We start from the raw sequence: 22,176 nt of genomic DNA, 5'->3' as shown, positions 1-22,176 counted from the left end.
CGGCGCGAGGCGCTTTATTGCGCTAAAGTGTTCTCTCGGAAAAACAAAGGGCCGGGGCCCTAGGGAGGATGCCGAATGACGGACAACGAGGCACGCAGGCTCTATGCTGCGCTCCGGTCGCTCAAGACCGACGACGAGGTGCGCGCCTTTTTGGGCGACCTCTGCACCGCGCGCGAGATAGACGACCTTTCCCAGCGCCTCGAGGTGGCGGCGATGCTCCAGGAGGGCCATTCCTACATGGACGTGAGCCGCGCCACCGGGGCCTCGTCCACCACGGTGAGCCGCGTCTCGAAGTGTCTGAACGGCGAGCGGGGCGGCTATCGCCTCGTGCTCGGGCGCCTTGAGGGCGAATAGGGCCGTTGATGCTTCGCCGCGCGCGGCCGTGAATTGTTGTCCGGCGCGCGCGTTACCATGTAGAGGCAAGAAACAGCTGATTCAAGAGCCGCGGGAGGCGCCATGGCGCTACGTGTCGTGACCATATCCGATGAAGAGACCGCCCCCGCACGCCTGCGCGAGGAGCTTCGCCGCGCCGTCGATTCCTTTGGGAGCGCGGTTCTGCTCGTCCCTTCGTTCGAGTATGGGTCGAGGGTGCAAAAGGAGCTCGCCGACCACGGCGGGCCCGCGGTCGGCGTGACGGTCTCGACGCCGACCGTCTGGGCGAGCGACGTGTGGCGTCTGTGGGGGGACGGCCGCGAGCCGGTCGACGCCGTGACGAGGCGCCTTCTTGTCCGCAGGGCCGTCGAGTACGTGCCCGAGGGGCTTCGCGAGGGGCTCTGGGAGAACCCCGGCACCATCGATACGCTGGGGCGCATGGCCGCCCGCGCGCTCCCGTGGCTTCCGCTCGGCAAGGACGGCGAGCCCGATGACGAGGCCGCGCGCGCGGCCGGCCTCTCGGCCGCCGAGACGGCGGCGCTGCGCGTCGTCGGCGCTTATCGAGCGCTGCTTCGCGAGAAGGGGCTGATGGAGCGCTCCGAGGTCATGGCCGAGGCGCCGCGAGCCCTTGCGGCGAGCGGGTCTGCGGCGGCGCCCGTCTTCGCATGCGGGTTCTCGTCGCTTCGCCGCGCCGAGCGTGAGCTGCTCTGCGGCCTCGCCGACGCGGGCGAGGTTACCGTCCTGGCGTTCGCGCCGGAGGGGCCTGCCGGCGACGAGTGCGCGCGGGCGCGAGATCGCCTGGTCGCGGACGCCGAGGGCCGGGGCATCGCTTGCGAGGCGGAGCTCGACCGCCGCTCGGGCGAGTCCGGGCGGGCAGGGGAGCTCGAGCGGCTCCTCGGCCGCCTTTTCCGCTCGGGCGAGGACGTCGCCTCGGAGGGGGCGGTCGAGCTGCTGCACCCCGCCGGCCCCGCGGCCGAGTGGGAGATCGTCGCGCAGCGCGCGGCCGAGCTCGCCGGGTCGGGCGCGCGCAGCATCGTGGTGTCCGCGGCCGATGCGCGCGCCGCCTGGCGAGGCCTCGCCCCGAAGCTCGCCGCCCGCGGCATGAGCGTGCGGGCACGCCTCACCGAGCCTATAAGCGAGCTGCCCGCGGGGCGCGTCTTCTTCGGGTACCTGCACCAAGTCGCGCAGCTCAAGGCGCTTTCCGAGTCATGGCCCGCCCGCGTGCCCTGCGAGGAGGGCGAGGCCGTGCGCTTGGGGGACATGTCCTGGTGGCCGCCGAAGGCGCTCATTGACTTCCTCATGCACGACATGGCGGGGCTTCCCGAGGGCCGAGCCTGGGAGATCGACCGCGCATGGCGCGGCAACCGCCTGCTCACGCCGCAAGACGTTCTTGCCCAGCTCATGGATGCCAAGAAGACCTCGCCGGTCGTCGCGCGGGCTACGGCCGAGCTCATGCTCGGGCGCATCGGGTCCTGCGCGAGCAAGCTATTGGGGCCGTACCGCGACGATTCCGACTCGCGCGCCGCGCTGTCCGGCGCCGCCGCGACGGAGCTCGAGCGGCAGGAAGCCGCCGGCGTCCTGCGCGCGGCCATGATGGTCGCCGGCGCCCTGGGCCAGCTCGGCTACACCGCCGCGCCCCTGGCCGACGGCGCCATCTCGCTGGGTGAGCTGGTGGAGCGCGCGGTGAGTGAGCTCTCGTGCATCTCGCTTGTCGTAACGCCTGCGCTCACCTGCGAAGACGCGGCCTGCGAGGTGCTCATCGCCGACGCTTCCTACGTGGCCGGCCTTCCTGCCGCGAGCGCCGACGCGGTCTTTGCGTGCGGCCTCACCGCGACCGAGAGCGCCGTCGGCAGAAGCGACGACGCCCTCTCGGAGGTCCTGGAGGCCCTAGGGGTGGAGCCGCGCGACGACAAGCTCGCCTGCGCGCGGCGATCGTTTCACCGCACCGTCTCCGTCGCGCGCCGAAACCTCGTGGCCGAGCGCTGCGTGAACGACGCCGACGCCAACGAGACGTTCCCCTCGGTCATGCTCTGCGAGCTCTACGGCGCCTACGGGATCCCCGGCTCGACGAAGCCCCACAAGATCTTTGGCCTGCCTACTTCCGGGCGGCCCGAGGGGCTTCTTGCCGAGAACCTCCTGGCCCAGGCCGCGGCCCCTTCCGCCTCGACCTCCGACCAGCCGAGCGCGACGGGTGCGCTGCCCGCCTCGGCGCGCCCCTTCATCCTCGTGCCCAACAACGGCCAAAAGGAGCTCGCGGGCGGCTTGCCGTCGCTCTCGGCGTCGCAGATCGAGTCGTACCTGGAGTGCCCGTACAAATGGTTCTCGCTCAGGCGCCTGCGCCTCGAGGGCATCGACGCCGGCTTCGGCGCGGTCGAGCAGGGCACGTTCGTGCACCGCGTGCTCGAGCTCTCCCACCTGCGGCTCATTGAGGAGGCGCTCTGCGAGGCCGATATGGCGGGAGAGGTGCCCGACCTCACCCTTCACCCGGAGGCGAGGGTCAGCGGCAGCCGGGTCACGGCCGCCAACGTCGAGCGCGCGAAGAGAATCGTGGAGGAGGAGTTCGACAATCACCTGCGCCACCAGATGCTCGCCCGCAAGAGGGTCAGCCGCAACGAGCAGCTGCTCGTGCCGCACTTCGCCGCCGACAGGGAGGAGATCTCGCGCATGAAGGCGGATCTTCTCAGCACCATGGATTACCAGGCCGGCATCCTGCTCGGCTACGAGCCGCGCTTCCTCGAGTGGGGCTTCGGCGGCCCGCACGACGAGCCGGTGGGCTACGCCGGCGTGTGGCTCAACGGAAAGATCGACCGCATGGACGTGGACGCAGCCGGCCGCGCCCTCATCGTGGACTACAAGCACCGCTCGCCCTCGCGCTTCGCCGACTACGACGCGTTCCGCGGCGACTTCGACCCAGATGTGTTGCCGCGCCATGTGCAATCGCTCATATACGCGCAGGTCGTGCGCCGTATGCACCCCGAAATCCAACTCGTGGGCGCCCTGTTCTTGTGCACCAAGGGCAACCACGCGCTGGCGGGCGCCTGCGTCGAGAGCCAGGTGGACCGCGTGCTCGGCTGCGTCGACCGCCCTGCGCCCGAGTCGCGCCGCGCCTCCATGGGCATCAGCGGCCCCGGCGGGGGCACGCAGGAGTTCTGGGACTACCTCGACCACATCGAGGCCATGGTCGCCGAGAAGATCGCCGATTTGCTGGAGGGCAAGATCGAGGCGGACCCCGTCGACGCCGACGCCTGCTCCTATTGCCCGGTCCTCCACTGCGAGAAGAGAATGGGGGCGAGGTAGCGCATGCCCATCGACCTTTCCAGCCTGAACGGCGCCCAACGCGCCATCGCCGAGACGCTCGAGCGGCCGCTGTTCGTTGAGGCGGGCGCCGGCTCCGGCAAGACGTTCACCCTCACGCGCCGCATCGCCTGGGCGCTCTCGGAGGGCTCGGCCGCCGATGGGGGAGCCTTTATCGACTCCCTCGACCAGGCGCTCATCATCACCTTCACCAACGACGCGGCGCTCGAGATTAAGGAGCGCGTGCGCTGCACGCTGCGCGAGAACGGCCTCGAGCAGCAGGCGCTCACCGTCGACGACGCGTGGATCTCGACGATCCACGGCATGTGCTCGCGCATCCTTCGCCGCCATGCGCTCGACCTCGGGCTCGACCCGGAGTTCAGGATGCTCCCCGACAACCTGGGCGACGCCTACCGCGCGCTCGCGCAGGAGCTGGTCTTTACGCGCCGCGCCGACGAGCCCGCCGTGCGCGCCCTGGCATCCGCCGTGGGTGCGCTCTTCCCCAAGCGCGCCGTCGCGGGCCGCGGCGGCATCAGCGCGGCCGGCCTCGCTTGGGACGTCGTCGGCCTCGCCAAGCGCTCCTCTCGCGGCTTCGACTCGCTGTTTCCCGTGGCGGGCGAGCCCATGGCCGCCAGCCTGCCCGGCCTGCTCGACGACTACGAGGGGTTCCTTCTCGAGAAGCGCCGCGTCTGCAAATCCGAGAAGGCCGTTTTGGAGGCCGAGGAGCTCGTCGACCCCCTGCGAGGCTTCTGCGAGCTTGCGCCGAGCGAGCGCACCGAGGCCGAGGCGTGCCGCGTCCTCGAGACGTTCGGCAACGGGCCCAAGGCCAACAGCGCCCCCAAGGACCAGGCCAAGGAGCTTCAGGCGACTATCCGCAGGCTCAGAGCCGAGGCGAGGCTCAACGTGCTCGCCGAGCACCTTCCGACCGTCGTCGCGCTCGCCCGCGAGCTCTCGGAGGCCTACGAGGCCCTGAAGCTCGCCAACTCCTACCTGGACAACGACGACCTCATCGCCCGCTGCCTGACGGCCCTGCGCGACCACCCCGACATCGCCCGGCGCTATGCCGAGCAGTTCAGGCTCGTGATGGTCGATGAGTTCCAGGACACCGACCCGCGCCAGGTCGAGCTCGTGGGCCTGCTCTCGGGCGGCGGTGAGAGGCTCTGCACGGTGGGCGACGCCCAGCAATCGATCTACCGGTTCCGCGGCGCCGACGTGCGCGTCTTCGAGGACCGCGGGGCGAACGTCGACGATGCCGACCACAGAAGGCTCGACGTCAACTACCGCAGCCACGCCGACATCCTCTCGTTCGTCGATACCCTCTTCGACGACGCCGAGCCCCGCCGCGGTCTGCTCAGGAACTTCATGTCGCTTGCCCCCAACGACAAGCGAAACGACGGCTACAAGGCCTCTGAGCTGCCGCGCGTTTACGTCGAGGTTGCCCGGGCCTCCGCCGCGGGCAACCGAGTGGCCGCGCTTTCGGCACAGGTCGCCGACCGCCTGGCCGCCTACGCCGCCGCCGGTGAGGACCCCGACGACATGGCGCTGCTCCTGGGCACCACGACGAATGCCGCCGAGTACGTGGACGCCCTGCGCGAGCGCGGCCTCAAGTGCGTCGTCACCGGCGGCTCGACCTTCTCGTCGCTCGCCGAGGTCGAGGTCGTTCGCGTGCTCGTGCACACGCTGGCGAACCCGCACGCCACCGACGAGGGGCTCTTCTCGCTGCTCTCCAGCGATATGTTTCGCCTGGACGCCGAGGATTTCTGCGCACTCGGCACCGGTTGGCAGGAGAAGGTTGGGGCATACGGCAAGAGGCGCATCGACGCGGGCCTGCTCGAGTTCGAGATGGCCCCCGGCGTCGAGGCCTCCGAGCGCCTGGTTCGCGCTCGCGACGTCTTGCTGCGCGCCTTCTCGCGCCTCGGCTCCTGGGACCTCGCCGACGTCGTGCAGGCGGCGCTCGTGGAGTCCGGGTGGCTGCTGCGCCTCGAGGGCCGCGGCGCCGAGGGGGCCTCGCAGGCGGCGAACCTGCTCGCGGCCGTGCGCTACCTGCGCGAGCTCACGCGCGACCTCGGCCTCGGGCCCGCGAGGGCGGCCGACGAGCTCGACCGCTGGCTCGATGTGGCCAAGGCGCACCCGGCCGTGCTCTCGGGCGGCAGGGGCGACGCTGTGCGCGTCATGACCATCCACGCGTCGAAGGGCCTCGAGTTCCCCATCGTCGCCGTGGCCGAGTGCTGGGGCGACGCCAAGGTCCCCGTCGGCGTGCTCTCGCGCGAGCTCGCCGACGGGTCCGTGCTTTGCGCGCTCGCCACGAAGTCCTGCCTGGACGACGACGATCCCGAGGCCGGTATCGGAAGGCAGACTCTCGCGGACTTCGTGAGGGAGCTGCAGCTCGAGGGCAGGGAAGCCGACGACGCCGAGAAGGTGCGTCTGCTCTACGTGGGCGTGACGCGCGCGAGGGAGGCCCTGGTGCTCGCCGTGCCCATGACCGACAAGGGCGCGACGCGGCTCGCCTCGGGTGCGATCCGCGCGCTCGTGGGCGACGACGAGCCCACGCCCGGCGAGCGCCTGCTCGACTACGGCGGCTCGGCGTCCGCGGTGATGCGCCTCGTGAGCATCCAGGGCATCAAGGCCGAGGGGTCGAGGAGCGCGCGCAAGGACCTCGTGCTCGCCGACTCCGCGGGAACGCTCGAGGGCTTCGACGGCGAGCTGCCCGCGCGCGACGGCAAGCTCTTCTGCGACCGCGACGCCGCGGAGCCGCCTTATGCCATCTATGACCTCGAGGCACCCGCGGGCGAGGTCGGGTTCTGGTCCTCGCGCGAGGGCACCTACAGCTACACCTCGGCGCGCCGCGCGCTCGACGCCGCGAGCCGCAAGGTTGCCCATGACGCGCGCGAGCGGGCACAGGAGAGCGGGACCGAGCACGAGCGTGGCCTGCGGCCGGCTGACCTTCTCGCCCCCGACGTTGCCATCCCCGCGAGCGTGCTCGACGCCGACGACGCCGACGCCGCGCCCGAGTGCGCCGACCCCGACCGGGCCACGCACCTGGGTTCGGCGTTCCACCAGCTTGCGCAGGCTATGGTGCTCTGCGGCGGCGACGTCGCCGAGGGGCGGGTGCGCGCGGCGCAGGCCACCTGGCACCTCTCGGCGCGCCAGCGCTCCCGCCTTGAGGCGGCGCTTGACCTGTGGCGGGGCAGCGATATCCGCGCCGAGGCGCTCTCCCATGGTCGTCTGCTGCCCGAGCAGCCCTTCTTCGTTAAGCGCGAGTGCGAGTTCGGCGAGTACCTGGAAGGCGCGATCGACCTGCTCTGTACCGATGAGGGGTCGAATGAGGCGCTGGTCATCGACTACAAGACGGGCGACCGCGACCTGAGCGAGGGCGAGGTGCGCGAGCGCCACGCCATGCAGGCCGAGCTCTATGCCGATGTGCTCTTGCACCAAGGCTTTGCACAAGTGGAGTGCGCCTTCGTCTGCGTCGAGCGCGTAGACGAGAAGGACCCCGCCCAGCCCCTCGTTGTCCGCTATCGCTTCGGCGCGTAGCGCATAGCCCACAGAGAAAGCAGGAAGATCATGGAGCAGCAGGCGCTTTTCACCGAGATACCGATAACCGACGTCGAGGGCCTCCGCATCGGCAACGCCCAGGACGCCGAGGCCAAGACGGGCGTGACGGTGCTCATCTTCGACGAGGGGGCGAAGGTCGGCATCGACGTCTCGGGAGGCGGCCCGGCCGCGCGCGAGACGCACCTCGCCGACCCGACGACCGCCGATAGCCCCGCGAACGCCATCGTTCTTTCCGGCGGCTCCGCCTTCGGCCTCGCCGCGGCGGACGGCGTCATGCGCTATCTGGAGGAGCGCGGCGCCGGCTACGACACGGGCTTCGCCCGCGTTCCGCTCGTGCTGGGCTCTTGCCTCTACGACCTGGGTGTCGGCCGCGCCGACGTGCGGCCCGACGCCGCCATGGGCTACGCCGCCTGCGTCGACGCCGAGGCTAACGAACCGATAAGCGGCGATTACGGCGCCGGCTGCGGCGCCACCGTCGGCAAGATCTGCGGCATGGGGCGCTCGTCCAACTCCGGGCTCGGCATGTTCGCGGCCCAGGTGGGCGAGCTCAAGGTGGCGGCCGTCGTTGCAGTGAACGCCCTCGGCGACGTGCGCGACCCTGAGACGGGCGAGGTGCTCGCGGGTCTTCGGGGCAAGGGCGGCGCGGGCTTTGTCGACACGCGCTCTGTGCTCTACGGGATCGCGCGGCGCACCGACATATTCACGGGCAACACGACCATCGGCGCCATCGTGACCAATGGCGACTTCTCCAAGGCCGAGATGAGCAAGATCGCCTCCATGGCCCGCAACGCCTTTGCCCGCTGCATCAACCCGGTGGGGACCCTGGCCGACGGCGACACCATCTACGCCGCCTCCACCTGCAAGGTGGCGGCCGACGTCAACGTGGCCGGCACCCTCGCGGCCGACGTCATGGCCCGCGCCATCGTCGACGCCGTGAGGTCCGCCTCCTAGCGGCCTGCAAAAGGGACAGTCCCTTTTGCAGGTCAAGGGAATGCTCGCGGCTGCGCTAAACTTGTATGGCTAACACCTCGACAAAAGAAGGGCGCCGACCGCATGGCCTTCGTTCACCTCCATAACCACTCCGACTTCAGCATCCTCGACGCCGCCACGCGCATCCCCGACATGGTCAAGCGCGCCGTCGACCTCAAGATGCCCGCCATCGCGCTCACCGACCACGGCTACATGTTCGGCGTGCCCGACTTCGACCTCGAGTGCCGCAAGTACAACGACGGCCAGAACGACATGAAGCAGTGGAAGCACGACGTCGAGTGCTTCGCCAAGGGCTGGGAGCTCGAGGAGCCGGCGCCCGACGCCGACAACGCGGACATCCACGACCGCGTCCACGCCCAGTGGGCGTCCGACGTGGCCGTCTGGGAGTCCTCGGGCCACGACGTCGAGGCCGTTCGCGCGAACCGCCCCGAGCTCCTCATCAAGCCGATCTTCGGCTGCGAGGCCTACTTCATCACCGATGACTGCATCGAGAAGGGCACCAAGCAGCACCGCTACCACCTGCTGCTGCTCGCCAAGGACGAGACCGGCTACGTCAACCTCATGAAGATGATGAGCGAGGCCGGCTCCGGCGACATGTTCTACTACTACCCGCGCACCACGCTCGACATGCTGCGCCGCTACCACGAGGGCATCATCTGCAGCTCCGCGTGCGTCTCGGGCATCATCCCGCGCATGTACTTCGCCGGCCAGCCCGAGAAGGCCAAGGAGTGGGCGCTCACCTTCCAAGAGATCTTCGGCGACGACTTCTACCTCGAGGTCCAGGACCACGGCCTCGAGGACCCCGCCTGGGGCGGTTTCAACGACCGCACGCTCTCCGAGCAGATCCTGCGCCTGGGCCACGAGCTCGGCATCAAGGTCATCGCCACCAACGACAACCACTACCTCACCCGCGAGGACGCCCCCACGCAGGACATCCTCTCGTGCATCGGCACCGCCTCGCAGGTCGACGACGTCAACCGCAAGCGCATGACCGGCACCGAGTTCTACATCAAGAGCGAGGGCGAGATGCGCGAGCTCTTCTCGTGGGCGCCCGAGGTCATCGACAACACCCTCGAGGTAGCGGCCAAGTGCAACTACGAGCTCGACTGGTCGAGCATGTACCTGCCCAAGTTCCCGGGCCTTCGTGAGGGCGAGACCTCCGAGCAGCGCTTCCGCGAGGAATGCGAGAAGGGCCTGGCTATCCGCTACGGCGAGGACTGGAAAAACGTCGAGATCGGCGGCTGGAACGTCCTCGACCGTCTGAACCACGAGTACAACATCATCTGCGACAAGGGATTTGCCGACTACTTCCTCATCGTGCAGGAGTACGTCCAGTGGGCAAAGCAAAACGGCATCGGCGTCGGCCCCGGCCGCGGCTCGGCCGCGGGCGCCCTCGTCGCCTACGCAATGGACATCACCACGTTCGACCCGCTCTCGAACGGCCTCATGTTCGAGCGATTCCTCTCGCCGCAGCGCTCCGAGATGCCCGATATCGATATGGACTTCGACGATGAGCGGCGCCTGGAGGTCGTGCAGCACGTGCGCGAGCTCTACGGCCCCGAGCGCGTCTGCCACGTCATCACCTACTCGACCATCAAGGCCAAGCAGGCCATCAATGACGCCGCGCGCGTCCTCGGCTTCCCCGTCTGGCAGGGCCAGAAGCTCTCGAAGATGATCTCGGGCGACCCCAAGGCCAAGCTCAAGTTCGTCCTCAGCAAGACTGAGGGCAAGGAGGACATGTACTCCCCGGACTTCGAGGAGGCCTACAATAAGGACGACGACGCCCGCCGCATCATCGACGCTGCGCTCTCCATCGAGGGCCTGCACCGAGGCGAGGGCGTCCACGCCTGCGCCGTCCTCATCGCCCCCACGCCCGTGAACGACCACGTGCCCACCAAGGTCGACACCAAGGGCGGCGTCGAGATCACCCAGTACGAGGGCCACTCGGTCGCCGACATGGGCCTGCTCAAGATGGACTTCCTGGGCCTGCGCACGCTCACCGTCATCTCCAAGGCGCTCGCGAACATCCGCCGCGCCTACCCGAGCGCCTCCGACATCGACGCCATGCCGGACGCCGTCAGGCAGACCATCAAGCCTGGCGCGACCTGCGTGGACATCGACGTCGACAAGATCCCCTTCGACGACCCCAAGATCTTCGAGCTCATGGGAAAGGGACACACCGCCGGTGTCTTCCAGATCGAGTCCGCCGGCATGACGGCCACCATCAAGGGCATGCAGCCCAAGGAGTACCGCCAGGTCGTCGCCCTTATCGCCCTGTACCGCCCGGGCCCTTTGGGCGCCGGCATGGTCACGAGCTACATCAACCGCATGAACGGCAAGGAGCCCGTCGCCTTCTACGACGACCGCCTCTCCGACATCCTGGACGAGACCTACGGCACCATGGTCTACCAGGAGCAGGTCATGCAGATCTCGATGAAGATGTCGAACTTCAGCCCGGGCGAGTCGGACTCGCGCATCCGAAAGCCCGTTGCCAAGAAGAAGATCAAGATGCTGACCGACCAGGTCTTCCACTGGGAGGGCAACGGCGCCGACGAGACCATCTACGACCACTGGATGAACGGCGCTGTGGAGAACGGCTACAAGAAGGAGACGGCCCAGCGCATCTGGGACGACGTCCTGGAGTTCGCGTCCTACGCCTTCAACAAGTCGCACTCGGCGGGCTATGCCATCCTCGTCATGCAGACGGCCTGGCTCAAGGCCTACTTCCCCAAGGAGTACATGGCCTCGGTCCTCACGTCCTACATGGGCAAGACCGAGAAGATCGTCCACTACGTCACGGCCTACACGCGCGAGGGCGTCTCGATCCTGCCGCCCGACATCAACGAGTCCGGCCGCGACTTCACCGCCACCTCCGAGGGCGTGCGCTTCGGCTTCGCCGGCATCCGCGGCGTGGGCGAGGCCGTGGGCGAGGCCATCATGCAGGAGCGCGAGGCGTCGGGCAACTTCCGCGACATCTTCGACTTCGTTAACCGCATGGACTCCGGCGCGGCCAACCGGCGCGTGGTCGAGGCCCTTATCTGCTCGGGAGCCTTCGACTCCACGGGCTACACCCGCATGCAGCTCATGCGCCTCGTCGACAAGAACAACCCCGAGAACATCATCGACGCGGCCACGCGCAAGCAGAAGGTCCGCGCCACGGGCCAGGTCTCGATGTTCGACATGTTCGCCGACGTGGAGGGCGCGGGATTTACCGAGGACAACCCCGCCCCCGACGGCGTGGAGTGGGACCGCTCGGTCAAGCTCTCCCGCGAGCACGACGTGCTCGGCCTCTACGTCTCGGACCACCCGCTGCGCCCGTACGCCTACGCCCTCGCCAAGGCGCGCGACTACAGCCTGGCCGACATCGAGGTCTCCGACGAGGTCACCGACTCGGCCGGCGGCGTCCATGAGCAGTTCAAGGTTCCCGAGGGCAAGGTGCTGCGCTTCGCGGGCATGGTCTCGGCGGTGCAGAAGAAGACCACCAAGAACGGCGACCCCATGGCCATCGTCACGCTGGAGGACATGGAAGGCGAGGTCACGCTCGTTATCTTCCCGAAGCTCTTCAAGAAATGCGCCTCGACGCTCGCCGGCGAGGTGGACCCCGAGACGGGCGACACCTCGGGCGACGTCTTCGTCAAGGTCTCCGGTAAACTGGAGAGAAGCGACCGCGGCAACCAGATCATCTGCATGGAGGTCGAGCCGCTCGTGCTGAACGAGCACACGAACCGCCCGAAGGTGCTCGAGATCAACCTGCCGGCGAGCAGCCTCACGCGCTCGCGCATGGACGACCTCGGTCGGATCCTGGCCACCTACCCCGGGCTCGACCACGTGGAGGTGCGCGTCGAGTCGGCCACGGGCGACGTCATGCGCATGGAGCTGCCCACGACCGTCGACGCGCGAAACATGGTGCTGATGGCGGAGGTATCCGACGCGGTCGGGCGCGCGGGCAAGGTCCTCGTGGCTTAAGGGGCGCCCGAGGCCCGCCTGTCCGAGGCCCGCGGACCCCCGCCGCGGCAAAGCGTACCGTCGCGTCCTGTTGTTGCCTATGAATACCTGCAGTTCGTTTATTTGAGGAGAAGCTCATGAAGATAGCCGTCGCACAGATCCGCTCCTTTATGGGCGACCTCGACGCCGCGCGGGCGCGCATCGCCTCTCTTTCGGTCGACGCCGTGCGCGACGGCGCCGACCTGCTCGTGCTGCCCTCGTGCGCGCTCTGCTCGCCCGAGCCCCTCGCGGGCGGCGACCGCGAGGGGTTCTTTGCCGACGAGCTTGCCTGCGTGTCCAAGCTCGCGGACGAGGTCGCGTGCCCGACCCTGCTGCCGGTGGTCCTCCCGGCGTCTTTGGACGGGGCCATGGAGGTCGTCTTCCTCAAGGAGGGCCGCGCAGTGCCGCTGCGCCTGCTCGGCAAGATGCGCGCAATGGCCTCGTCCTCTGAGGGAACGGACCTGCCCGACGACGGCGCCCACCCTTCGCTTACCCAGCCCTTGCTGGAGGTCTGCGGGGCAAAGATAGGCGTCGCGCTCACCTACGAGGAGCTTGACGACTACGTGGCCTATGAGTACCCGGTCGACGCTGTGCTGTTCTGCTCGACCTATGGTTTCGGGCTGGACGACGAGGCGAGCTCGCTGGGGGCGAGCGTCGCGGAGTCGCGGTTCAAGGCGGATGCCGACGCGATGGGCGCATGGGTCATCGGCGCGGGCGGCGTTGGTTTCTGCGGCTCTGAGGTCTACCCGGGCGCGAGCTTCGCGCTGGCGCCTTGGGGTGAGCTCGCTGCGGCGGCGCCGGTTCTCGAGGAGGCGCTTATGGTGGTCGACGTCGACCCCGGCGATGAGGGCCCCCTCAAGAACCCGCTGGCCATGCCCGTGTTCGACCCTGCCGTGACCGCTTGGGGCGCCCTGTGCGAGGGGCTTGCAGGAATCGTGGGCTCGCTCGGCGCGACGGACGTCTCCATAGTGGTCGACGGGCGCCTCTCGCCCATGCTTGCCTGCGTCGTTGCCGTTGACGCGCTCGGCCCCACGCACGTGCATCCCACGATCTTGGCTTGGGGCGACAAGGCGACCGACGAGGCGTCCCGCAGGTTGGTCAAGAACCTGCGGCTTTGCGCTGACGAGCTCGAAGCCGCCGCGCTCGGCGCCGACGGCGACCCGGAGCTTGCACGCGACCTCGCTTGGGCGCGCGTGGGCGCCGAAGCGCGCAGAAACAGCCACGTGCTTCTCGGGCCGGCGGACAAGACGGCGATCGCGCTCGGGTCGGCGCCGGCCCGCGACCTCACGGGCGTCCTGCCTTTCGGCGACATCTATCGCTCCGACGTGCTCGCGCTCTCGCGCCTCCGCAACACGATCTCGCCCGTTATACCGGCATCTGCCAGGGCATCGTTCGACGTCGAGGAGGTCGCCCGCGGCGTCCGCGGCACCGATGAGCAGCGCGTGGAGACCCTTGACTTCATTCTCTCGGGCTACATCGAGTGGGAGCGGCCGCTCACCGAGGTCGCGGTCGAGTGCGGCGATGCCGAGCTCGGGCGCAACGTCGTGGCGCAGGCAAGAGACGCGATGAGCAGGCTCTCCGGCAGCGTGCTCGCGCCGACCATGAGCTCCAAGACCGTCGCGGAGGCGCGCGGCCCCCTCGGCCTCAAGTGGCGCGACCGGGTGCGCTCGAGCGACGAGGAGCTCGACCTGGAGGCCGTTATCCGCAGGGTCGCCAAGGCGATGGCCTCCGAGGCCGCCGAGGGCGGAGACAAGGACGGTGCTACCGGCGGGCATGACGTGGGGCGGGAGCGCGCCCAAGAGGCGATCGACCTGCTCTCGATGCTCGGCGGCGAAGGCGACGGAGCCGGTCTGGGCGGCCTCTTCGGCGACGAGGGGGAGAGCCCCCGGGACGGCGCGGACGACGGCAGTCGCCGCGACGCAGGGCCTTTCTGGGAAGGCTGGCTCTTCTCCGATAACTGACGGACCCGCCTCGCCCTCGCTGTGATAGGATAGAACGACCGTTCTATTATCAACCTCAGCGTAGCGCGGAAAAGAGGTGTGCATGATTATCCTCGGCGTGGACCCGGGCCTTGCCCACACGGGCTGGGGCGTCGTCGAGACGCGGGGGTCGCTCTGCCGCGCCCGCGCGTACGGCTGCGTTGGCACCCAAGCCCATGAAGCCATCGATTCTCGCTTGGGCCGCATATATGACGAGCTCAGAGCCGTTATCGATAAGTTCGGGCCGACCGAGCTCGCCATCGAGAACGTTTATTTCGGCGAGAACGTGAAGAGCGCCGTGGCCACCGCGCAGGCCCGCGGCGTCGCCATCGTGGCCTGCGCCAAGGCTGGCCTCACGGTGGGCGAGTACACCCCGATGCAAATCAAGCAGGCGGTCGTCGGCACCGGAGCCGCCGATAAGCATCAGGTCATGTACATGGTGCGCAGTATCCTTTCGCTCGACCACGAGCCTCACCCCGACCACGCCGCCGACGCGCTCGCCGCCGCCGTTTGCCACGCCAACCTCAGGCGAACCGTCCAGCTCACCGACTCCAGGAGGGCGCTGCAATGATCGTCCAGCTCACGGGCACGCTCATAGAGGTCCTGCCCAGCCACATCGTCATCGACGTCAACGGGGTCGGCTACGAGCTCGGCTGCTCGTCCACCACGGCCGCGGCGCTGCCCCAGGCCGGGGCCGCCGGCGTCACCGTCCTTGCGCGCCTCATCGTGCGCGAGGACGCCCAAGAGCTCTACGGGTTCGCCACGCGCGAGGAGCGCGCGCTCTTCGACCAGCTCCGCGCCATCAGCGGTGTGGGGCCCAAGCTCGCGCTCGCGGTCCTTTCCACCTTCACGGCGGACCAGCTCGCCACGGTCGTGGCCACCGAGGACGCCGCCCGCATGGCCAAGGTCCCGGGCGTCGGCAAGAAGAAGGCGTCGCGCCTCCTGGTCGAGCTCTCGGACATTTTCTCCAAGAACACCGAGCTGAGGGGCCTCGTCGGGCTTTCGGCCACGGCGCCGGGCGCGCTGCCGCTGGCCGGAGCCGGCGCCTCTTCGCTGGCCTCGGTGGACTCAGAGGCTACCGAGGCGCTCCTCTCCATGGGCTTCACCCCGCAGGAGTGCGAGCTCGCGCTCGAGGGGCATGAGGCCGCCGGTGCCGCTACCATCGAGGCGACGCTTGCCTTTGCCCTCAAGCGCCTGGGGAGTGGTCGATGATGTGGGAGGCGAGCGACAAGGACCTCTTCGGCGCCCCATCGGTCTCGAACATTCCCGGCCATCGCGCCGTCACGGGCGAGCTCACGGGCGAGGACCTGGAGCAGGACCGCGGCCTTCGCCCCCGGACCCTGGAGGAGTACTGCGGCCAAGAGCGCGTGCGCGCCAACCTTAAGGTGCTCATCGAGGCCGCCAAAAGCCGAAACGAGCCCCTTGACCACGTCATCTTCTCGGGTCCCCCGGGCCTCGGCAAGACCACGCTCGCGGGCATCGTCGCCAACGAGATGGGCGCGAAGCTCCACACGACCTCCGGTCCCGCCATCGAGCGCGCGGGCGACCTCGCGGCCATCCTCACGAACCTCGAGGAGGGCGACGTGCTCTTCGTCGACGAGATCCACCGCTTAAACCACCAGATCGAGGAGATCCTCTATCCCGCCATGGAGGATTTTTTTCTCGACATCGTCATCGGCAAGGGGCCGGCCGCGCGCTCCATCCGCATCGACGTGCCGCGCTTCACGCTGGTGGGCGCGACGACCCGCACGGGCCTTCTTACCGGGCCCCTGCGCGACCGCTTCGGCATCAGCTACCGCCTCGACTATTACTCGCCCGAGGAGCTCGCCGTCATCGTCACGCGCTCGGCCACGATCCTGGGCGTCATGATCGACAAGCAGGGCGCGCTCGAGATCGCTTCACGCTCGCGCGGCACCCCGCGCCTGGCGAACCGCCTGCTCAAGCGCGTGCGCGACTACGCGTGCGTCAAGGCCTCGGGAGACATCACCTGGGAGGTCGCCGCCGAGGCGCTCGAGTTCTTCGAGATAGATGCGCTCGGCCTCGACTGGATGGACGTCAAGATCCTGCGCGCCCTCTGCGAGACGTTCCGCGGCCGGCCCGTCGGCCTCACCACCGTGGCCTCGGCTGTGGCGGAGGACCCGAGCACGCTCGAGGACGTCTACGAGCCCTACCTGCTGCAGCGCGGTCTTATCGTCCGCACTCCGCAGGGGCGCCAGGCCACCGTGGCCGCTTTCGACCACCTGGGGCTCGAGTTTCCCGGCGACTGACGGCGGCCCGCACGCCGGGTACCCGCCGCACCTTCGCGTGGGTATACAATCGCTTGTGGACACGACTGAACCGCCGAAAGGATTCGCCATGCTGCAGCGCGACTACATTCTCGAGCTCATCTCTCAGTTCGCGGAGGCCGTCAAGGAGTCCCTCCACCGTGCCAAGAAGGACCTCGACCCCGAGGCCTGCCAGGAGGTCGAGCACCAGATAGGCGACCTGCTCGAGCTCGACTACACCACGGCGCTCTCGCTTGCCCCGGACTCCCTCGTCACCATGATGGTGCTCTCGGGGATCGGCGACTCGGTGGCCTCCTACGTGTGCTACTCGCTCACGCAGCTTGCCGGAGTGTACAAGCAGCGCGGCGACGAGGACCTCTCCCATATCCGCCTCGCGCAGGCAAAGGCGGTCGCCGAGTCCTTCGGCTGCGACCCCGACGTCGTCCCCGAGGAGTTCGCCGACGAGGCTTAGGTCTTCGCCGCGCACAGACCCGCACCTATCGGCCGCGACGCATCAGCGCCGCGGCTCTTGACCATAAACGGAGCATTTGATGTCCCAAGGCACGAACCGAGGCAACGGCCGCCCCAGCACCCTCTTCGACCCGAGCGGGGAAGAATACCGCAGCCGCTACGGCGATCGCTACAGCACCTCAGACGGCGCCTCTTCCGGCTCCGCGCACCCGCGTCGTCGCAAGGCCACGCACCCGCACCTGAGCCGCGACAACCCTGCCGCCAGCCGCTACGTGAACTCCGATAACGGGCGCTCGGTCCTGCCGGGCGCCTATTCGCGCACCACGGCCGCGGACGACCGCGCCGCCGCCTCGTCCGCGGGCGCCGCCTCGGCCCCTGAGGGTGGCGCGCGGCCCGAGCGCCGCGGCTACGCGAACACCGCCGCCTCGCGCTCGGCCGGCGTCGGCGCCTACTCGTCCCGTCAGCGCACCTCCCGACCACGCGCGGAGCGAAGCGGCGCCTCGGGCGCTCGCCGCGGCTCTTCTGGCGGCGGCTCTTTCCATCTGCCGTTCGTCAACCTGCGCTTCGAGCCGCTCACGCCCTCTACCCTCGTCGGCATCCTCGTCGTCGTCGCCATAATCGGCGGCGGTCTCTTCTGGTGGAACACGCGCTCCATCAACATCAAGCTCAACGGGTCCGCCACCAGCGTTAAGGTCGGCAGCAACCTCGCCACCATCATCAAGGAGAAGCACGTCTCCACTACGTCGGGCAACCTCATCACCGTGGGTGGCAACGTGCTCTCGGAAGGGGAGGGCTACGCGTACTCCGCCTCCGTCAACGGCACCGACATCGCCTCCGACAAGCTCGACGACTACCGCGCCTCCGACGGCGACGACCTCACCATCCGCGACGGGGCGGACAAGTACGAGGACTACGACGTGGAGGTCGTCGAGGAGCAGCCCAAGCTCGAGATGGGCGGCGATGCCTGGGGCAACATCACCTACATCTCGCAGTGGCCGCGCGTGGGCAAGCGCGAGGTGCGCCACGGCAAGGTGTCGGGCGAGACGGCCGACGGCGATTGGATCCAGGAGACCCAGAACTGCGTCGTCACCGTGCACCAGATCAAGCCGGACGACTCGAGCCAAAAGCTAATCGCCCTCACCTTCGACGACGGCCCGGCCGAGACCTATACCGAGAAGTACATCGAGATCCTCAACCAGTACGGCATCCACGCGACGTTCTTCAACCTCGGCGAGAACATCAAGGAGTACCCGGAGCTCTGCAAGAAGATCGTGGAATCCGGCAACGAGCTGATGAGCCACACCCATCAGCACCAGCAGCTCACGACCCTCGACGCCTCCTCGCTGCAGTCCGAGTTCTCGAACGCCTTTGGCCTCATCGAGTCTACGGCCGGCGTCCAGACCACGTCCTTCCGCCCGCCGTACGGCGACTTCAAGGAGTCAACGTGGCTCAAGTCGGGCGGCCTCGCCAGCCTGAGCGTGCTTTGGAACCTCGACTCGGAGGACTGGCGGCGCGCCGGCTCGGACTCCATCGTGAGCAAGTCGACGAGCGGGGCCTTCACGGGCGCGATCATCCTCATGCACGACGGCGGCGGTGACCGCTCGCAAGACGTGGAGGCGCTCCCGCAGATCATCGAGACGCTGCAGGCCGAGGGCTATAAGTTCGTGACCGTGGGCGAGCTCATGAGAAGCGACTCCTCCATCCCCGCCGACATCGCGAGCGGCTATGCGACGATGCCCGAGGACTGCACCTGGCCGACGGAGCTCGCGGATTAACCCCTCGCAGCGTAGGGCTCCCGCTTAGATAGAATTGCTCCGCGGGCTGCGCTCATTTCGCTCGCTTGGGTGCTCGCTGCGCAACTCTTTCTAAGCGGCCGCCTTGCTCGCTGAGAGGGGCCGTGCCACAAAGAAAAACCCACCGCTTGGTCCGATTTGGGCCGCGGCGCCAAGAAAACGCGCCCAGTTGGTCCGATTTGGGCCGCGGCGCCGAGAAAACGCGCCCAGTTGGTCGGATTGGGACCAAGTCGAGCCGTTTTCTTTGCAAACGGACCAAGTGGGCGCGTTATTTTTGCGAACGGACCAAGTCGGGCCGTTTTCTTTGCGGGCGACGGAGGTTTGTCGCCAATGGCGGGCGCGGCGGGCCGGGCAGCCGGCACCGTGCCGGCGGAGCACGCGGATTAACCCCTCGCCGCGCGGGGCGCCCGCTTAGAAAGAATTGCTCCGCGGGCTGCGCTCGCTTCGCTCGCCTGGGTGCCCGCTGCTCAACTCTTTCTATGCGGGCGCTACGTTGCTGTGTTCCGTTCCTATTTGGAAGGTTTAGCCGAGCGGGATCTCGTCCCAACCCTCGAGCCACAGGTCGGCCTCGGCGCGCAGCGTCTCGACGGGCTGCAGGGGGTCGGTGCAGCCCACGGCGCAGGTGATGAAACCGGCGGACTTGGCGCTTCTCGTGCCGGCCACGATGTCCTCGAAGACGATGGTCCGCGCGGGGTCGGCGCCGATGCGGCGGGCGGCCTCGAGGTAGATGTCGGGGTGATCCTTCGATTTGCCGACCTCTTTGCCGCACACGACGGCGTCAAAGAGCTCACGTACCCGCACGCGCGGCTCCATCGAGGCCAGTACCTGCGGGTCGTTCGTCGTCGCGAGGGCCAGCGGCACGCCGGCCGCGCGCAGGGCCCGCAGGTAGTCCTCGGCTCCCGGCCTAAGCACCGTCTCGCTCGCGTAGAGCGCGGCGCCCATACGGTTCCACTCGTCGCAGATGTCCTTGACCGAGTCGAGCACGCAGAACTCCTCGCGGACCCAGTGGGCGCCTCCGGTGAAGCCGAGCGTCGCCAGCGTCTGGTGGACGGCCGGCGTGTACTCGATGCCGCGGGACGAGAAGAAGGCGCGGTCCACCTTTTCCCAGAGCTGCTCGGTGGCGCTCAAGGTGCCGTCGAAGTCGAAGATGGCGTAGTCGAAGCTCGCGGGCCAAAGGCTCACTGGGTTGCTCATGGGTCTCTCTCCAAAATCAGGTCGTGGGCGGGCTTGTTGCGCGGTGCGGGCATATCGCGGGGCCGCCAAGGTAGGCTGCGGGCCGCCTCAGTAGTCAGGCTCGTCCTCGAGCGAGCGCAGCACGCCGTGGTAGATGTCGTCGCGGGTGAGGGCGACGAGCAGGTAGACGAGCTCGCGCGCAGGTCGGAAGAGGTTCTCGTCGCAGGCTGCGGCGGCCGCCTCGTAGATGACCTCGGCCACGTCGTTGCTGGGGGCCACGGGGATGCGGTGGGCGCGGGCGATGGCAAGCGCCTTATCGGTCGAGAGCGACACTGCGGGCTTGGCGCCCAAAAGCGCCGCGATCTGCTGCGCGGCGTCGATGAGCTGGCCGGGAAGCACCTGCCTGGCCAGCTGGTAGCACGCCTGGGACGCCTGCATCCGGCCAAGCTTATAGTGAAGCCCCGCCATGTGGATGTAGGCGAACCCGATGCTCTGCGTGTCGCTGGCGCATCGAAGCAGGCGCGCGCACTCCTCGACGGCGGCCTCGATGTCGCCCGTCTCCTCGAGGCAGTGGCTGTAGTTGATCGCGGCCTGCGTGGAGAGGGGCGCCAGGTGGGCGGCTTGCCGCGCGATCTCGCAGGCGGCGTCGGCGCGTCCCATGAGAAGGTCCGCCGTGCTGAGCAGGGTGAGCGCATCGAGGTAGGACCTGGGCGCGAGGCGCACCTCGCCGTCGTGCGCCGAGAAGAGGCGGTTGTACAGCACGCGGTCGGCGTAGCCGTCGAAGACGCGCCATGCGACGCCCGGTCCGTCGCGATAGGCCCCTTCCGCCTCGATGGGCGCGAGCGCGGCCGCGAGCTCGGCGGCGCAGCCCGCGGGGTCTCCCCTGAAGAACAGCTTCTGAGCGCGCTTGACGGCGGCCGAGAGCTCGTCGGAGCCCAAGAAAGCCTCTGCCACGGCCTCGGGGTCGCCCTCGTCCAGCCGCCCGTCGATAAGCGCCGAGGCCACCTGCTTGGCGGGGTTCTCGAGGGAAGGCTCGTCGAGCTCGCCGGCGAGCGAGAGGAGCATCCTCACGTTGTCGGCCGTCGATGGGCCCATGCGCGACGCCGCCACGCGGGCGGCCTCGCGCAGCTTCGCGCGCTCGTCGACGGCGATGCCCTCCGCATAGCGGCAGCCGAGGGCCGCGCCTCGCGAGGGCCTGAGCCTGCGCTGCTCGAGTTCAGGGCGCACGAAGCGCTCCTTGGGGCAAAATAGCGCCTCGTTGAGCGAGAAGCCCTGCTGCACGGGGGCGAGCTCGCCGTCCGCCTCGTCCAGCGTCGCGCAAAGGAAGCGCAGGAAAGAGACGGGCTCTATCGCGGAGAGGTCGAGCCCCTCGATGTCGGCGCGCTCGACGCAGGCCGAAGCGTAGCAGGCGTGGCTCGACGCGGTGTCGCGGACGCCGGCGACGTAGACGCGGTCGATGTCCTCGGTGCAGGTGAACACGTAGGCCGCCATGAGGATAAGGACGCGCAGGTTGTAGTCGGTGGCGGAGCGGCGGCGCATGGCCGCGGTCGTCTCGACGACGCCGAGTCCGTCCACGTAGGCCTCGCGCGGCATGAGCCGGGGCGCGATGAGGTCGCACTCGATGGCCGCGACGCCCCGCGCGGCGTTCACGCGGAAGCGCGCCTGCAGGCGGTAGGGGAGGCGCAGGCACTCGATGCCGGCGGCGATGGCGTGGCGGTCGTGCCACTCGCCGCAGGGCTCCTCTCCCTCAAGCTCGGCCAAGGGGACGGCCCCTTGCGCGACCACGGAGCGGGCGACGCGCTGCTCGGCCTTGACCACGTCCTCGCGCGAGGCGCGCTCGGGGTCGCCGAGGATCGCCTGGCACAGAAGCGCGCCGTTCAGCGCCGCCTCGATGCCGATGATGCGCAGCTTGGCGAGGTAGGGGAGCTCCGGCTCGTCGACGCGTACGTAAAAAAGGCCGCTCGTCTTGGGGCGCACCACATGGGCCTCGGGCATGCCGACGTCCTCCGCAAGGATGCCGGCCTCCTCGAGGCGCTCGGCGAGGCGCAGCTCGAGCGCGCTCGCCGACTCGTCCGCGCGGGCCTGGACGGCGAAGGCGGCGAGAAACGCGAAGGGGTCGTCTGCCGCGGCGGCCTCGCGCCCGAGCTTATCGACGTCGAACGAAAGGCCTGTGCGGGACGTTGTGCCCGACGATTTGCGCACGTCGCCCACGGTTGCGGCGAACTGCCTGCCGAGCTCCGATCGCTCGTGGTTGTTTGCGGGGCCGTTCGGCATAATCTACCTCGTGTTTATTTGTGTGCC

13 protein-coding genes are annotated in these 22,176 nt (G+C 68.8%); 11 read left to right on the top strand and 2 right to left on the bottom strand.

Translation table 11 applies throughout. The features are described from left to right. The first annotated feature begins 75 nt into the window (after window positions 1-75). From U5709_RS09760 to U5709_RS09710, 11 genes are all read left to right on the top strand, one after another. Complete coding sequence (locus U5709_RS09760; RefSeq protein WP_321971801.1) at window positions 76-354, top strand: YerC/YecD family TrpR-related protein; 279 nt, start codon at window positions 76-78, stop codon at window positions 352-354. A 102-nt stretch (window positions 355-456) separates the two neighbouring features. Next, window positions 457-3,669 (top strand): PD-(D/E)XK nuclease family protein, encoded by a 3,213-nt coding sequence (locus U5709_RS09755; RefSeq protein ID WP_321973295.1) that lies wholly within the window; start codon window positions 457-459, stop codon window positions 3,667-3,669. A 3-nt stretch (window positions 3,670-3,672) separates the two neighbouring features. Next, window positions 3,673-7,200, top strand: a complete 3,528-nt coding sequence (locus tag U5709_RS09750; protein WP_321973294.1) for a UvrD-helicase domain-containing protein — start codon at window positions 3,673-3,675, stop codon at window positions 7,198-7,200. Window positions 7,201-7,230: 30 nt separating this feature from the next. Further along, window positions 7,231-8,172 carry a P1 family peptidase gene (locus tag U5709_RS09745; protein ID WP_321971798.1) on the top strand — a complete coding sequence of 314 codons (942 nt, stop codon included), beginning with the start codon at window positions 7,231-7,233 and terminating at the stop codon, window positions 8,170-8,172. A 102-nt stretch (window positions 8,173-8,274) separates the two neighbouring features. Continuing rightward, the gene (gene dnaE / locus U5709_RS09740; protein WP_321971797.1) at window positions 8,275-12,177 is read left to right on the top strand and encodes a DNA polymerase III subunit alpha; all 3,903 of its coding nucleotides are present in this window, start codon (window positions 8,275-8,277) and stop codon (window positions 12,175-12,177) included. A gap of 116 nt (window positions 12,178-12,293) precedes the next feature. After that, window positions 12,294-14,156 (top strand): nitrilase-related carbon-nitrogen hydrolase, encoded by a 1,863-nt coding sequence (locus U5709_RS09735; RefSeq protein WP_321971796.1) that lies wholly within the window; start codon window positions 12,294-12,296, stop codon window positions 14,154-14,156. An 82-nt stretch (window positions 14,157-14,238) separates the two neighbouring features. Beyond that, window positions 14,239-14,745: a crossover junction endodeoxyribonuclease RuvC gene (gene ruvC, locus U5709_RS09730; protein ID WP_321971795.1), complete on the top strand. Its 507-nt coding sequence runs from the start codon at window positions 14,239-14,241 to the stop codon at window positions 14,743-14,745. Continuing rightward, window positions 14,742-15,386: a Holliday junction branch migration protein RuvA gene (gene ruvA / locus U5709_RS09725; RefSeq protein WP_321971794.1), complete on the top strand. Its 645-nt coding sequence runs from the start codon at window positions 14,742-14,744 to the stop codon at window positions 15,384-15,386. Before ruvC ends, ruvA begins: the two co-directional genes overlap by 4 nt. After that, window positions 15,386-16,441 (top strand): Holliday junction branch migration DNA helicase RuvB, encoded by a 1,056-nt coding sequence (gene ruvB, locus U5709_RS09720; protein ID WP_321971804.1) that lies wholly within the window; start codon window positions 15,386-15,388, stop codon window positions 16,439-16,441. Before ruvA ends, ruvB begins: the two co-directional genes overlap by 1 nt. An 88-nt stretch (window positions 16,442-16,529) precedes the next feature. Then, window positions 16,530-16,910: a hypothetical protein gene (locus U5709_RS09715; RefSeq protein WP_321971793.1), complete on the top strand. Its 381-nt coding sequence runs from the start codon at window positions 16,530-16,532 to the stop codon at window positions 16,908-16,910. 79 nt (window positions 16,911-16,989) lie between these two features. Further along, on the top strand, window positions 16,990-18,684 hold the full coding sequence (locus tag U5709_RS09710) for a polysaccharide deacetylase family protein (protein WP_321973293.1): 1,695 nt from the start codon (window positions 16,990-16,992) through the stop codon (window positions 18,682-18,684). 540 nt (window positions 18,685-19,224) lie between these two features. Here U5709_RS09710 and U5709_RS09705 read toward each other — a convergent pair. Continuing rightward, window positions 19,225-19,896 (bottom strand): HAD family phosphatase, encoded by a 672-nt coding sequence (locus U5709_RS09705; RefSeq protein ID WP_321973292.1) that lies wholly within the window; start codon window positions 19,894-19,896, stop codon window positions 19,225-19,227. Window positions 19,897-19,983: 87 nt separating this feature from the next. Continuing rightward, window positions 19,984-22,149 (bottom strand): hypothetical protein, encoded by a 2,166-nt coding sequence (locus U5709_RS09700; RefSeq protein WP_321971790.1) that lies wholly within the window; start codon window positions 22,147-22,149, stop codon window positions 19,984-19,986. Window positions 22,150-22,176: the final 27 nt, after the last annotated feature.

It is taken from the genome of Paratractidigestivibacter sp., assembly GCF_963660155.1.
Taxonomy (GTDB): domain Bacteria; phylum Actinomycetota; class Coriobacteriia; order Coriobacteriales; family Atopobiaceae; genus Paratractidigestivibacter.
The sequence above is the reverse complement of the archived record's forward strand: the minus strand, read 5'-3'. Positions and strand labels throughout refer to the sequence as shown.